At 72.1% G+C, this 13,810-nt stretch carries 10 protein-coding genes; 6 read left to right on the forward strand and 4 right to left on the reverse strand.

The features are described 5' to 3' along the window. Nucleotides 1–663: 663 nt before the first annotated feature. Nucleotides 664–1,731, reverse strand: a complete 1,068-nt coding sequence (gene hemE / locus AMK11_RS34845; RefSeq protein WP_073732143.1) for a uroporphyrinogen decarboxylase — start codon at nucleotides 1,729–1,731, stop codon at nucleotides 664–666. Nucleotides 1,732–1,935: 204 nt separating this feature from the next. On the opposite strand from hemE, the gene AMK11_RS34850 reads away from it, so the two are divergent. The 5 genes from AMK11_RS34850 to AMK11_RS34870 all read left to right on the forward strand — a co-directional run bounded on the left by AMK11_RS34850 (nucleotide 1,936) and on the right by AMK11_RS34870 (nucleotide 8,469). Next, on the forward strand, nucleotides 1,936–2,571 hold the full coding sequence (locus AMK11_RS34850) for a DUF3000 domain-containing protein (RefSeq protein WP_241847151.1): 636 nt from the start codon (nucleotides 1,936–1,938) through the stop codon (nucleotides 2,569–2,571). Nucleotides 2,572–2,863: 292 nt separating this feature from the next. Further along, on the forward strand, nucleotides 2,864–3,526 hold the full coding sequence (locus tag AMK11_RS34855) for a response regulator transcription factor (protein WP_003972894.1): 663 nt from the start codon (nucleotides 2,864–2,866) through the stop codon (nucleotides 3,524–3,526). 163 nt (nucleotides 3,527–3,689) lie between these two features. Beyond that, the gene (locus tag AMK11_RS34860) at nucleotides 3,690–4,976 is read left to right on the forward strand and encodes a ribonuclease D (RefSeq protein WP_073732145.1); all 1,287 of its coding nucleotides are present in this window, start codon (nucleotides 3,690–3,692) and stop codon (nucleotides 4,974–4,976) included. A gap of 149 nt (nucleotides 4,977–5,125) precedes the next feature. Then, nucleotides 5,126–6,343 (forward strand): thiolase family protein, encoded by a 1,218-nt coding sequence (locus AMK11_RS34865; protein ID WP_073732146.1) that lies wholly within the window; start codon nucleotides 5,126–5,128, stop codon nucleotides 6,341–6,343. After that, nucleotides 6,340–8,469 (forward strand): 3-hydroxyacyl-CoA dehydrogenase NAD-binding domain-containing protein, encoded by a 2,130-nt coding sequence (locus tag AMK11_RS34870; RefSeq protein ID WP_073732147.1) that lies wholly within the window; start codon nucleotides 6,340–6,342, stop codon nucleotides 8,467–8,469. Before AMK11_RS34865 ends, AMK11_RS34870 begins: the two co-directional genes overlap by 4 nt. A gap of 99 nt (nucleotides 8,470–8,568) precedes the next feature. On the opposite strand, the gene AMK11_RS34875 is transcribed toward AMK11_RS34870, so the two are convergent. Then, nucleotides 8,569–9,585: a hypothetical protein gene (locus tag AMK11_RS34875; protein ID WP_073732148.1), complete on the reverse strand. Its 1,017-nt coding sequence runs from the start codon at nucleotides 9,583–9,585 to the stop codon at nucleotides 8,569–8,571. Nucleotides 9,586–9,655: 70 nt separating this feature from the next. Between AMK11_RS34875 and AMK11_RS34880 the strand changes: the two genes are divergently transcribed. After that, a complete protein-coding gene (locus AMK11_RS34880) occupies nucleotides 9,656–10,033 on the forward strand; it encodes an NTP pyrophosphohydrolase (RefSeq protein ID WP_073732149.1) in 378 nt (125 codons plus the stop codon). A 99-nt stretch (nucleotides 10,034–10,132) separates the two neighbouring features. Here the strand turns inward: AMK11_RS34880 and AMK11_RS34885 are convergent, their stop codons facing one another. Both AMK11_RS34885 and dxs read right to left on the reverse strand, forming a co-directional pair. Then, nucleotides 10,133–11,662: an amino acid permease gene (locus tag AMK11_RS34885; protein ID WP_241847152.1), complete on the reverse strand. Its 1,530-nt coding sequence runs from the start codon at nucleotides 11,660–11,662 to the stop codon at nucleotides 10,133–10,135. A 150-nt stretch (nucleotides 11,663–11,812) separates the two neighbouring features. After that, on the reverse strand, nucleotides 11,813–13,741 hold the full coding sequence (gene dxs, locus AMK11_RS34890) for a 1-deoxy-D-xylulose-5-phosphate synthase (protein ID WP_073732150.1): 1,929 nt from the start codon (nucleotides 13,739–13,741) through the stop codon (nucleotides 11,813–11,815). Nucleotides 13,742–13,810 lie beyond the last annotated feature (69 nt).

Below are 13,810 nucleotides of genomic sequence, written 5' to 3' on the forward strand. Positions count from 1 at the left end.
CTCACCTGTTCAAGCACCCAGCAGGCGTGTCACCAACGTCGCGGGACAGCACAACTAGACCAAGTGGAAGTGTCAACAGCCGTAGTGAGCCGCCCAGTTGGCGCCGAGGTGCCGACAGGCCTCCTCTTGACACGTCTGGTTAACCTGGCACGCAACAGCTTGGTCTATACCAAAGCCCCGATCCGAAAGGCACGGTCGATGCCCTCCAGCAGGCCCAGCGGCGAGTCGGCGCGACATAGCGGCCCGGCACGCCTGGATGGCCTGCGCGCTCACCGGCCTCACCGCGGCACAACCGGACACGATCGCGACGGAGACGGGCCCGCCGGGCACCTACGGCACCGGAACGGCCCGGATCTTCACCCACGGCGCGAGTGCCGCTTCGGGGGTGGACGCGGCGTGAGCCGGGCGCGGGACGCGAACGGGCCGCGGGGAGGCCGCCCGCAACCGCGAGGCCGGTCCGGGACACGCTCGGCCTACCGCCCCCGAGTCACGGAACGCCGCGCGCGTCATCCGCTCACCGACCGGGATCGCGGCGGCTGCCCGAGGTCCCGCGGCCCGCGCGAGTGCACGGTCGGGGCGCCGTGCTGCCGGACCCCGGGTGCCGGACGGGCCGCTCGGAGTGTGTCGCCGCCGGGCAGGTTCGGTGCCCGCGTGCCCGCGTCCTCAGCGCGCGGTCTGCGTGTGCACGTACTCCACGAGGCGGCTCAGCGCGTCCGGGTCCGTGTCGGGCAGGACGCCGTGGCCGAGGTTGAAGACGTGGCCCTCCAGGCCGGCCGCCGCGTCCAGGATCTCGCGGGTCCGGGTCTCGACCGCCTGCGGGGTGGAGAAGAGGAGGGCGGGGTCCAGGTTGCCCTGGAGCGCCTTGCCGGGGCCGACGCGACGGGCGGCCTCGTCCAGCGGGACGCGCCAGTCGACGCCGACCACGTCCGCGCCGGCCTCGCCCATGTCGCGCAGGAGTTCGCCGGTGCCGACGCCGAAGTGGATGCGCGGCACGCCGTACCCGGCGACGGCCTCGAAGACCTTGCGGGAGGCCGGCTGCACGAAGCGGCGGTAGTCCGCGGGGGCCAGGGCGCCGACCCAGGAGTCGAAGAGCTGGACCGCGCTCGCGCCCGCCTCGATCTGCACCTTGAGGAAGGCGGCCGTGATGTCGGCCAGGCGGTCCAGGAGGTCGGCCCACAGCTGCGGGTCGCCGTACATGAGCGCCTTGGTGTGCTCGTGGTTGCGGGACGGACCGCCCTCGACGAGGTAGCTGGCGAGGGTGAACGGGGCGCCCGCGAAGCCGATCAGCGGGGTGGCGCCCAGCTCGCGGGTGAGCAGGCCGTAGGCCTCGGTGACGTACGAGACGTCCTCGGGGGTGAGGTCGCGCAGGCGGGCCAGGTCGGCGCGGGTGCGGATCGGCTCCTCGACGACCGGGCCGACGCCGGGCTTGATGTCGAGGTCGATGCCGATGGCCTTGAGCGGGACCACGATGTCGCTGAAGTAGATCGCCGCGTCCACGCCGTGCCGGCGCACGGGCTGGAGGGTGATCTCGGTGACCAGTTCCGGCCGCATGCAGGACTCGAGCATCGGGATGCCCTCGCGCACCTTGCGGTACTCCGGCAGCGAGCGCCCGGCCTGCCGCATGAACCACACAGGGGTGTGCGGCACCGGCTCACGCCTGCACGCCTTGAGGAACGCGGAGTCGTACGTGGCGGTCGGCTGCTTGCCCGCGGGGCTCTGTTCGGCACTCACACCGGCAAGTCTCGCATGCCCCTCGGACGGTGCCCGACCACGGGTGCGACCGCGCGCGAGCCGCGCGGGGGCGCCCGCACGGAACCGCGTGATCCGGACATCGCGCCCGCACGCGGGTGTCCCTCCCTGCGCCGGGGCGCTGTTCCGCTTAACCTTCCCCGCATGGCTGCGGCTCAGGGACGACTGTCGGACGGCGCTGGCGGAATGGACGAGAGGAAGGGTGCCGAGGAGGATTCCCGGCCTTCGGGGAGTACGGTTCCGCCGCCCTTCGCGGCCGCCGTCGAAGCGCTCAGGACCGCGCGGCTGCGGCCGCAGATCGAGGTCGAGGCGGTGCCGCCGCCGAAGCGGCTCGCCCCGTACGCGTACGCCCTGGAGGCGGCGGTCGTCGACGGCGACGAGGACCTGGCGGACGGACGGCTGGTGCTGCTGCACGACCCGGCCGGACACGACGCCTGGCACGGCACCTTCCGGCTGGTGACGCTGGTGCGGGCCGAGCTGGAGCAGGAGATGGCCGCCGACCCACTGCTGCCCGACGTCTGCTGGTCCTGGCTCACCGGCGCGCTCCAGGCACGCGGGCTGACCTACGGCGAGCCCAGTGGCACGGTCACGCGGGCGAGCTCCCACTACTTCGGCGGGCTCTCCGCGCGGCCGTCCGCCTCGCAGATCGAGATCCGGGCGTCCTGGACACCGCGCGAAGGGCTGGGCGGCGTCCCGGACACCGCCGCGCACCTGGCCTCGTGGTGCGATCTGCTGGCGCAGGTCGCGGGCCTGCCGCCGGCCGCGCCCGGGGACGCGTCGATCGTGACGCTGCCGCAGCGCCGCGGCCCGCAGTCGCGCTAGGCCCCGCCCGCCCCTCCACATGCTCCGTACCGGGGCCCGCTCCGGCCCGCGAAACGTTCCGTCACTTTGTCGACACGACCACTTTCGGCCCCGTATCGACAAAGTGCGAAACCGTTCGGTCTTCGAATGATCGACCGCGTGTCCGAATTGCTCGGATTGTTACTCACCAGATCGTGATCATTCTCTAAAGGCGGACGCGTTCGGTGCCGAAGACGACTGTGACCTTGAAAGCACGGTTCGTCCCGGCTTCGTCCCCCACGAGCCGGCCCCGTCCCGCACCCCAGGAGGCCTGGTGTCCGTTCTCCTCGAGCAGCCTGCAAGCCTGGTCGCCTACCGCCCGAACAAGCCGACCGCCATGGTGGTCGTGGCCGACCCGCGCGTCCGATCCACCGTCACCCGCCACCTGTGGGCGCTCGGTGTGCGCGATGTCATCGAGGCCTCGTCCGTCGCGGAGGCTCGTCCCCGCATCGGCAACCCCCGCGACATCTGCGTCGCCGACGTCCACCTCCCCGACGGCTCCGGCCTGACCCTGCTGTCGGAGACCCGCGCCGCGGGCTGGCCCAACGGCCTCGCCCTGTCCGCCGCCGACGACATCGGCGCCGTGCGCAACGCCCTGGCCGGCGGCGTCAAGGGCTACGTCGTCACCGGCACCCGCACCAACGTCGGGCTCCCCACCCGGCCGGGCGCCGCACCCATCGGCGCCGCCGCCGCCCGCCTGCACCGCCGCCCCCCGGGCGCCCCGAGCCACCCGGGCGGCTACCGCGAGCTCTCCGGCCGCGAGGTCGAGGTGCTGCGGCTGGTCGCGGAGGGCCAGTCGAACAAGGCGATCGGCGTCTCGATGGGCCTGTCCGCCCTGACCGTCAAGAGCCACCTGGCCCGCATCGCCCGCAAGCTCGGCACGGGCGACCGCGCCGGGATGGTCGCCGTGGCCCTGCGGACCGGGATCATCCACTGACCACTCCCCCCTCCACTCCCCGCACGCCGTGACCGCCGCCACCGTCCCCCTGAAGCCGATGGAAGCCGATCTTTCACTGACCTGACTGGTTTACGACCCTCCCGCGCCCGCCGACGGAACGTTCCGTCGGCGGGCGCGGTCGATCCACGGATACCCTTGACAGGTGACCGACGCCCACGAAACCGCAGCAGACCGTTCACTGCGAACCACCGGAGGCGCCCCTCCGGACGACGCCGGATCTTCTGCGAGCCAGGCGCCGACACCCTTGCTGGAACCACGCGAGGGCATTCCGCCGGTGATCGCCGACGCCGCGGCCCTCGCCGAGGTGACCGCCGCCTTCGCCGCCGGGCACGGCCCGGTCGCCGTCGACGCCGAGCGCGCCTCCGGCTACCGCTACGGGCAGCGGGCGTATCTGGTGCAGCTGCGCCGCGAGGGTGCCGGCACCGCGCTGATCGACCCGGTGGCCTGCCCCGACCTGTCCGCACTGGGTGCGGCGATCGCCGACACCGAGTGGGTGCTGCACGCGGCCACCCAGGACCTGCCGTGCCTGCGCGAAATAGGGATGGTGCCCACCCGCATCTTCGACACCGAGCTGGCGGGACGGCTGGCCGGTTTCCCGCGGGTCGGTCTCGGCGCGATGGTGGAGAACGTGCTGGGCTTCGTCCTGGAGAAGGGCCACTCGGCCGTCGACTGGTCCACCCGCCCGCTGCCCGAGCCCTGGCTGCGCTACGCCGCGCTCGACGTCGAGCTCCTGGTCGACCTGCGCGACGCGCTGGAGAAGGAGCTGGACCGGCAGGGCAAGCTGGACTGGGCCCGGCAGGAGTTCGACGCGATCGCCTCCGCCCCGCCGCCCGAGCCCCGCAAGGACCCGTGGCGCCGCACGTCCGGCATGCACAAGGTGCGCCGCCGCCGGCAGCTCGCCGTCGTACGGGAGCTGTGGCAGACCCGGGACCGGATCGCGCAGCGCCGGGACGTCTCGCCGGGCAAGGTGCTCGGGGACGCCGCCATCGTCGAGGCCGCGCTCGCGCTGCCGCCCAACGCGCACGCGCTGGCCGCGCTGAACGGCTTCGGGCGGGTCAACCGCCGGCAGCTGGAGCAGTGGCAGGTGGCGGTCGACCGGGCCCGTGCCCTGTCCGAGTCGCAGCTGCCGCAGCCCGGCCAGCCGGTGACCGGTCCCCCGCCACCGCGGGCGTGGGCCGACAAGGACCCGGCCGCCGCGGCCCGGCTCACCGCGGCGCGCGCGGCGGTGACGGCACTGGCCGAGCGGCTGAGCATGCCTCAGGAGAACCTGATCACCCCGGACACGGTGCGCCGGGTGTGCTGGGAGCCGCCGGCCGCCCTCGACGAGGAGTCGGTGGGCGCGGCCCTCGCCGGGCACGGGGCCCGGCCCTGGCAGGTGGAGCAGGTGACGCCGGTGCTGGTGACGGCGTTGGCCGAGGGCGTGTCGTAGGAGGGCGGCGCAATCCGGTGATGTGACCTTCGCCGCTCCCGCCGGGGGGACTGGGCAGCTACGTTACCCACAAGTAGCATGGGGCTGAGCGCGCGCTCAGTGCATGCGTGCCGCAGCAGTGCCATCCCGCACCCTGGAGGAGAGCCATCGTGCCTCGTACCGTCAGGGACGTCGTCTTCGTAGACGGCGTCCGCACCCCGTTCGGCAAGGCGGGCCCGAAGGGCATCTACCACGAGACCCGCGCCGACGACCTGGTCGTGAAGGCGATCCGGGAGCTGCTGCGCCGCAATCCCGGTCTCGATCCCAAGAAGATCGACGAGGTCGCCGTCGCCGCGACCACGCAGATCGGTGACCAGGGCCTGACCATCGGCCGCACCGCCGGCATCCTGGCGGGCCTGCCCACCTCGGTCCCGGGCTACTCCATCGACCGCATGTGCGCGGGCGCCCTGACCGCCGTCACCTCGGTGGCCGGTTCGGTCGCCTTCGGCGCGTACGACGTCGCCGTCGCGGGCGGTGTCGAGCACATGGGCCGCCACCCGATGGGCGAGGGCGTCGACCCGAACCCGCGGTTCGTCAGCGAGAAGCTGGTCGACGAGTCCGCCCTGTTCATGGGCATGACCGCGGAGAACCTGCACGACCGCTACCCCAGCATCACCAAGCAGCGCGCCGACGAGTACGCGGTGCGCTCGCAGGAGAAGGCCGCCAAGGCGTACGCCAACGGCCAGATCCAGGCGGACCTGGTGCCGGTGTCGGTGCGCCGCACCAACGAGGAGGCCGGTGAGACGGGCTGGGGCCTGGTCACCGCCGACGAGCCGATGCGCCCGGGCACCACGCTGGAGAACCTGGCCGGCCTGAAGACGCCGTTCCGCGTGCACGGCCGGGTCACCGCGGGCAACGCGGCCGGTCTGAACGACGGCGCCACCGCCTCCCTCATCGCGAGCGAGGACTTCGCCAGGGAGAACAACCTCCCGGTGAAGATGCGCCTGGTCTCCTACGCCTTCGCGGGCGTGGAGCCGGAGGTCATGGGCTACGGCCCGATCCCGGCCACGGAGAAGGCCCTGGCCCAGGCCGGGCTGTCCATCTCCGACATCGGCCTGTTCGAGATCAACGAGGCCTTCGCCGTCCAGGTCCTCGCCTTCCTGGAGCACTACGGCATCGCCGACGACGACGCCCGCGTCAACCAGTACGGCGGCGCCATCGCCTTCGGCCACCCGCTGGCCTCCTCCGGCGTCCGCCTGATGACGCAGCTGGCCCGCCAGTTCGAGGAGCAGCCGAACGTCCGCTACGGCCTGACCACCATGTGCGTCGGCTTCGGCATGGGCGCGACGGTCGTCTGGGAGAACCCGCACTTCGAGGGGGACAAGTGAGCACCACCGCAGAGCTTCTGAAGGGTGCGGCCGAGCTGTTCCCCGGCGAGGTCGTCACCAGCGCCCACGTGCGCCACTTCGACCTGCCCCTGGGCGCCGGGCGCTTCGCCCTGATCACCCTGGACAACGGCCACGACCACACCAAGCCGACCACGCTGGGCCCGCAGTCGCTGGCGAACATCGACGCCGCGATCGACCGGGTCGAGAAGGAGGCCGCGGACGGCGACATCGTCGGCGTCGGCGTCACCGGCAAGCCGTTCATCTTCGCGGTCGGCGCCGACCTCAAGGGCGTCGAGCTGCTGAAGCGGCACGAGGACGCGCTGGCCATCGGCAAGGGCGGCCACGACGTCTTCAAGCGGCTGGCGAAGCTGGCCGTGCCGACCTTCGCGTACTACAACGGTGCCGCGATGGGCGGCGGCGTCGAGATCGGCCTGCACTGCTCCTACCGGACGGTGTCCGCGGCCCTCCCCGCCTTCTCCCTCCCCGAGGTCTTCCTCGGCCTGGTCCCCGGCTGGGGCGGCTGCACGCTGCTGCCGAACCTGATCGGCGCCGACAAGGCCGTCTCGGTCATCATCGAGAACAGCCTCAACCAGAACAAGCAGCTCAAGGGCAAGCAGGTCTACGAACTCGGCATCGCGGACGCGATCTTCGAGGGCGCGGACTTCCTGGAGCAGTCGCTGATCTGGACCGCGTCCGTCCTCAAGGGCGAGATCGCGGTCGAGCGTCCGGCGATCGACCGCGGCGAGGCGTGGGACCAGGCCGTCGCGCGCGGCCGCTTCATCGCCGACGGCAAGGTGCACGGCGCGGCCCCGGCCGCCTACCGCGCGCTGGACATCATCGCCGCCGCCAAGAACGGCGACCTCCAGCAGGGCTACGACGCCGAGGACCAGGCCCTCGCCGACCTGATCATGGGCGGCGAACTGCGCTCCGGCATCTACGCCTTCAACCTGGTGCAGAAGCGCGGCAAGCGCCCCGCGGGCGCCCCGGACAAGTCGCTGGCCCGACCGGTCACCAAGGTGGGTGTCGTCGGCGCCGGCCTGATGGCCTCCCAGCTCGCGCTGCTGTTCCTGCGCCGCCTGGAGGTGCCGGTCGTCCTGACCGACATCGACCAGGAGCGCGTCGACAAGGGTGTGGGCTACGTCCACGCCGAGATCGACAAGCTGCTCGGCAAGGGCCGCATCAACCAGGACAAGGCGAACAGGCTGAAGGCCCTCGTCTCCGGCGTCCTGGACAAGGCCGAGGGCTTCGCGGACGCGGACTTCGTCATCGAGGCCGTCTTCGAGGAGATGGGCGTCAAGCAGAAGGTGTTCGCGGAGGTCGAGGCGGTCGCCCCGGCGCACGCGATCCTGGCGACGAACACCTCGTCCCTCTCCGTCTCGGAGATGGCGTCGAAGCTGAAGCACCCCGAGCGGGTCGTCGGCTTCCACTTCTTCAACCCGGTCGCGATCCTCCCGCTCCTCGAGATCGTGCGCGGCGAGCAGACCGACGAGGCCTCGCTGGCCACGGCGTTCGGCGTCGCCAAGAAGCTGAAGAAGACCGCGGTCCTCGTCAAGGACGCCCCGGCGTTCGTCGTGAACCGCATCCTGACCCGCTTCATGGGCGAGATCCAGAACGTCATCGACGAGGGCACGCCGGTGGACGTGGCGGAGAAGGCGGTCGAGCCCCTCGGCCTGCCGATGTCCCCGCTGGTCCTGCTGGAGCTGGTCGGCCCGGCGATCGGCCTGCACGTCTCCGAGACCCTGAACCGGGCCTTCCCGGAGCGCTTCACGGTCTCCCCCAACCTCAAGGCGGTCGTCGAGGCCGGCAAGCGCGGCTTCTACCTCTACGACAGCGGCAAGCCCGAGCTGGACCCGGAGGTCGCCGCGCTCCTCAAGCAGGGCGACACCGTCCTGACGGAGGAGCAGGTGCGGGCGCGGGTGCTCGACGCGGTGGCCCAGGAGATCGGCCTGATGCTCGACGAGGGCGTCGTCGCCGAGGCCCAGGACATCGACCTCTGCCTGATCACCGGCGCCGGCTGGCCCTTCCACCTGGGCGGCATCACGCCGTACCTGGACCGCGAGGGCGTCTCCGAGCGGGTGAACGGGAAGCGGTTCCTGGACACCGGGGTGGCTTCGGTTCCCGCGTAGCTCCGGCCTCCAGCAGACCGATGGGCCGTACCGGATTCGTCCGGTACGGCCCATCGGGCGTTCTGTCACTCGTGGTGCCGGCCTGCGCCGGCCCGGCCGTCACACCGCTTCCCACGCCCCCAGCGCCAGCCCCGCCTCGTCCTTCCGCCTCGCCAGCAGCAGCTGCCCGGTCGACGGCGACAGGATCGCGGCGACCACGCGGGCGTCGGTGTCCAGGGTGAGGGACACCGTCGCGTCGGCCGGCAGCACCGGACCCGACTCGGTCCACCAGGCGCCGGCCGACTCCTGTTCGCTGGGGTAGGCCGCGAAGGCGATCCGGCCGGAGGCCGAGCGCTGTGCCAGCAGCGTGCAGTCGTGCCCGTCGAGTTCGCAGCGGACGGCCGCGACCGGTCCGGGGCCCGCCGCGGTGACGAGGGCCACGGGCTCCGCTCCGGGCCGCCAGGCGCACAGAGTGCCGGACGCGTCGGTGAAGAACAGGGTGGTGTTCTCGTCGGAGGTCGCCAGGGCGCGCAGGGTGCCCGGACGGGCCTCCGTCTCCACCGAGTCCCCCATCCGGAACTCGGTGGCCGGCTTCTCCTGGAGCCAGTGGATGAGCCTCCCGGGGCGGTACGCGTAGGCCTCGATGCGTCCGGCCCTGCCCGCCACCGCGACGGGCGCGTCCTGGAGCTGCGCGCCCTTCAGGTCGCGCCACGGGCCCCAGCCGCCCTTCTGCTTCTGGGCCCGCATGCTGAGCCCGCCGCCTTCGTTGCGCACGAAGACGTGGGCACGGCCCTGGTCGTCGACCGCGACGGCGGGCGGACCGGTCCGGTCCCCCGTGCCGTTCGGATGACCGACGGGTTCCCAGTCCAGGGCGGCCAGCAGCGGCCGGAAGTGCGTGCAGTGCACCAGGCCGGACTCGCCGGGGGATGTGGGCCGCCAGGAGACCAGGTGCGCGTAGGCGTCGGCGCCCTGGCCGACCGCCAGCACTGGGTGCAGCCGCTGGTCACCGCCGATCCTGCGCGGGGCGCCCCAGGAACCGCCCGGTGCCTGCTCCGCACGGCACAGGGCGGCACCGTCGGACTCCTGGTAGACGCTGAGTCGGCCGTCCCGGCCGCGTATGAGCCACTCGCCGTTCACCTGATCATTTTATGCGGCCGCGTCCGGGCTCGCTCCGGCCGGGTGGGCCCGCGCGTGCGACCCTGACCTCATGAGCGACAGTGGCCCCCTCCTGGTGATCGTCGACGCCGCGAACGTCGTCGGGTCGGTTCCCGACGGCTGGTGGCGGGACCGGCGGGGGGCCGCGGAGCGCCTGCGGGACCGGCTGGCGGCGGACGGGGTGCCGGGGCTGGACTCTCCGGTGGAGGTCGTCCTCGTCGTCGAGGGCGCGGCCCGGGGAGTGGATTCCGTGCCCGGCGTACGGGTGGAGTCGGCGCCCGGCAGCGGGGACGACCACATGGTCGCGCTGGTCGCGGGGGCCTCCGGTGACCGTGCCGTCCTGGTGGTGACGGCCGACCGCGAGCTGCGCCGCCGGGTGACGGAGCTGGGCGCTCGGGTGACGGGGCCGCGGACGGTCCGTCCGGCGTGACGGCGCCCGGGCCCAGCCACGGCTCCTTCCCGCCCACCTGTTCGGCCCCGTACGCCCCGCCAGAACGGGGCGTACGGGGCCGGGACGGCGGACCCCGGGCTACGGGGCCCCGCCGTCGCCGGACGGCTTCGACGGGCCGCCGGCCTGGGCCTCCTCACCGCGGGCCAGGCGGCTGTGCGTGCGGCTGTAGAGGAAGTACACGACGACGCCGATCGCCATCCAGACGCCGAACCGCACCCAGGTCTCGGCGGGCAGGTTCAGCATCAGCCACAGCGAGGCGGCGACCGACACGATCGGCAGCAGCGGGACCAGCGGGGTGCGGAAGGCGCGGGGCAGGTCGGGGCGGGTGCGGCGCAGGATGATCACGCTGATCGCGACAACGACGAACGCGAACAGCGTGCCGATGTTCACCAGTTCCGCCAGCTCGCTCAGGCTGGTGAAGCCGGCGACGATCGCGATGATCACGCCGAGCAGGATGGTCGGCCGGTACGGCGTCCGGAACTTCGGGTGGACGCGGGAGAAGAAGCGCGGCAGCAGTCCGTCGCGGCTCATCGCGAAGAACACCCGGGTCTGGCCGAGCAGCAGGATCATGCAGACGGTGGTCAGGCCGACGGCGGCGCCGAAGCTGATCACTCCCGCGAAGAAGGGGTGCCCGGTGGATTTGAACGCGTCGGCGAGCGGTGCGTCGATGGACAGCTCGCTGTAGTGCTGCATGCCGGTGACGACGATCGAGACGGCGACGTAGAGCGCGGTGCAGATGAAGAGCGAACCGAGGATGCCCCGGGGCATGTCCCGCTGCGGGTTCTTGGTCTCCTCGGCGGCGGTGGCGACGATGTCGAAGCCGATGAAGGCGAAGAAGACGACCGAGGCGGCGGTGAAGATGCCCATCACGCCGAAGTTGGCCGGCGCCCAGCCGAACATCAGCTGGATCAGGGGCGAGTCGAGTCCCCCGCCCGCCTCCACCGGCTTCGACTCCGGGACGAACGGGTCGTAGTTGGAGCCCTTGACGAAGAAGGCGCCCGCGACGATCACGATGAGGACGACGGTCACCTTGATGGCGACGACGAGCGAGGTGACGCGAGCGGAGAGCTTCATGCCGAGGACGAGGATGCCGGTGAGGACCAGCACCAGGACGGCGGCGAGGATGTCGAAGCCGAACCCCTCGGCGCCGTCCCTCCCGGCCAGCGCCTCGGGCATCTGCCAGCCCGCGTTGTCCATCAGCGACCGGATGTACCCCGACCAGCCGACGGCCACCACCGCCGTGCCGAGCGCGAACTCCAGGACCAGGTCCCAGCCGATGATCCAGGCGGGCAGTTCGCCGAGCGAGGCGTAGGAGAAGGTGTACGCCGAACCGGCCACCGGCACGGTGGACGCGAACTCGGCGTAGCAGAGCGCGGCGAGCGCGCAGACCACGCCGGCCACGACGAAGGCCAGGGCCACGGCGGGCCCGGCGTTGTTCTTGGCGACCGTGCCGGTCAGTACGAAGATGCCGGTGCCGATGATGACACCGACGCCGAAGACCGTCAGGTCCAGGGCGGACAGGGATTTCTTGAGCGCGTGCTCGGGCTCCTCCGTGTCCCGGATGGACTGCTCGATCTTCTTGGTCCTGAAGAGACTGCTGTTGCTCACGGGTACCTCCGAGCTTGTCGTCCCCGACATGATCGAGAGGGGGGCGTACTGCGTATGCCCCGGCGTGAGCGGATTCATACGGATGGGCAGGTTTCACCACTGCAACGAGTGGAGAAGCCTGCCCATCCGGCCGTACGTCGGTCGCGTGCGTCAGTCGCGCGCGGCCTCCACCGAGTCCACGTCGGCGCCCGTGCGCTCGTACCGGCCGTCGAGCTTGGCGACCAGGCCGGTGACCTGCCGGGCGATGTCCGGCGCGGTGAGGCCGATCTCGGCGAGGACCTCGGCGCGCGAGGCGTGGTCGAGGAAGCGCGGCGGGATGCCGAAGTCGCGCAGCGGCACGTCCACGCCCGCGTCGCGCAGCGCCTGGGCCACGGCGGAGCCGACACCGCCGACGCGCGAGTTGTCCTCGACGGTGACGACGACGCGGTGGCGCTCGGCGAGCGGGGCCATGGCCTCGTCGACGGGCTTGACCCAGCGCGGGTCGACGACGGTGGTGGAGATGCCCTGCTTGTCGAGCAGGTCCGCCACCTCCAGGCACATCGGGGCGAGGGCGCCGACGGAGACCAGGAGGACGTCGGGGTCGTCGGTGCCCGGGGCGCGCAGCACGTCCATGCCACCGACGCGGCCGACGGCCGGTACGGCGGGGCCGACGGCGCCCTTGGAGAAGCGGACCACGGTCGGCGCGTCGTCCACCTCGACGGCCTCGCGCAGCTGAGCGCGGACCTGGTCGGCGTCGCGCGGGGCGGCGAGCCGGAGGCCGGGGACGACCTGGAGGATCGACATGTCCCACATGCCGTTGTGGGAGGCGCCGTCGGTGCCGGTGACGCCGGCCCGGTCCAGCACGAACGTCACGCCGCACTTGTGCAGGGCCACGTCCATCAGCACCTGGTCGAAGGCGCGGTTGAGGAAGGTGGCGTACACGGCGAAGACCGGGTGGACGCCGCCGTGGGCGAGGCCGGCCGCGGAGACCGCGCCGTGCTGCTCGGCGATGCCGACGTCGTAGACGCGGTCCGGGAAGGCCTTGGCGAACTTGTCGAGGCCGACCGGCTGGAGCATGGCCGCGGTGATGGCGACGACGTCCTCGCGCTCCCGGCCGAGCTTCAGCATCTCGTCGCCGAAGACGCTGGTCCAGTCGGCGCCGGAGGTGGAGATGGGCAGGCCGGTGTCGGGGTGGATCTTGCCGACGGCGTGGAAGCGGTCGGCCTCGTCCGCCAGGGCGGGCTGGTAGCCGCGGCCCTTCTCGGTGAGGCAGTGCACGATGACCGGGCCGCCGAAGCGCTTGGCGCGGGTGAGGGCGGACTCCAGGGCCTCGAGGTCGTGGCCGTCGATCGGGCCGACGTACTTGAGGCCGAGGTCCTCGAACATGCCCTGCGGGGCGATGAAGTCCTTCAGGCCCTTCTTGGCGCCGTGCAGGGTGTCGTAGAGCGGGCGGCCGACGACCGGGGTGCGCTCCAGGACCTCCTTGGTGCGGGCCAGGAAGCGTTCGTAGCCGTCGGTGGTGCGCAGGGTCGCCAGGTGGTTGGCGAGGCCGCCGATGGTGGGGGCGTAGGAGCGCTCGTTGTCGTTGACGACGATGACGAGGGGGCGGTCCTTGGCGGCGGCGATGTTGTTCAGCGCCTCCCAGGCCATGCCGCCGGTGAGCGCGCCGTCGCCGATGACGGCGACGACGTGGTCGTCGCGGTCCAGGACCTGGTTGGCCTTGGCGATGCCGTCGGCCCAGCCGAGGACGGTGGAGGCGTGGCTGTTCTCGATGACGTCGTGCTCGGACTCGGCCTGCGAGGGGTAGCCGGACAGGCCGCCCTTCATCTTCAGCTTCGAGAAGTCCTGGCGTCCGGTGAGCAGCTTGTGCACGTAGGACTGGTGGCCGGTGTCCCAGAGCACCTTGTCCTTCGGCGAGTCGAAGACGCGGTGCAGGGCGAGGGTGAGCTCCACCACGCCGAGGTTGGGGCCGAGATGGCCGCCGGTCTTGGAGACGGCGTCGACGAGGAAGGTGCGGATCTCCTCTGCCAGCCGGCCCAGCTCTTCCAGGCTGAGCCGGTCCAGATCGCGCGGTCCCGTGATGCGGGTCAGCAGCGGCACCCGTGCCTCCTTGCAGTAGAGCTGTTGCCGGGCTCGTCGAGTCTAATGTTCCGCTCCGGCGGAACGTGT

Source organism: Streptomyces sp. CB02414 (assembly GCF_001905385.1).
Lineage (GTDB): Bacteria > Actinomycetota > Actinomycetes > Streptomycetales > Streptomycetaceae > Streptomyces.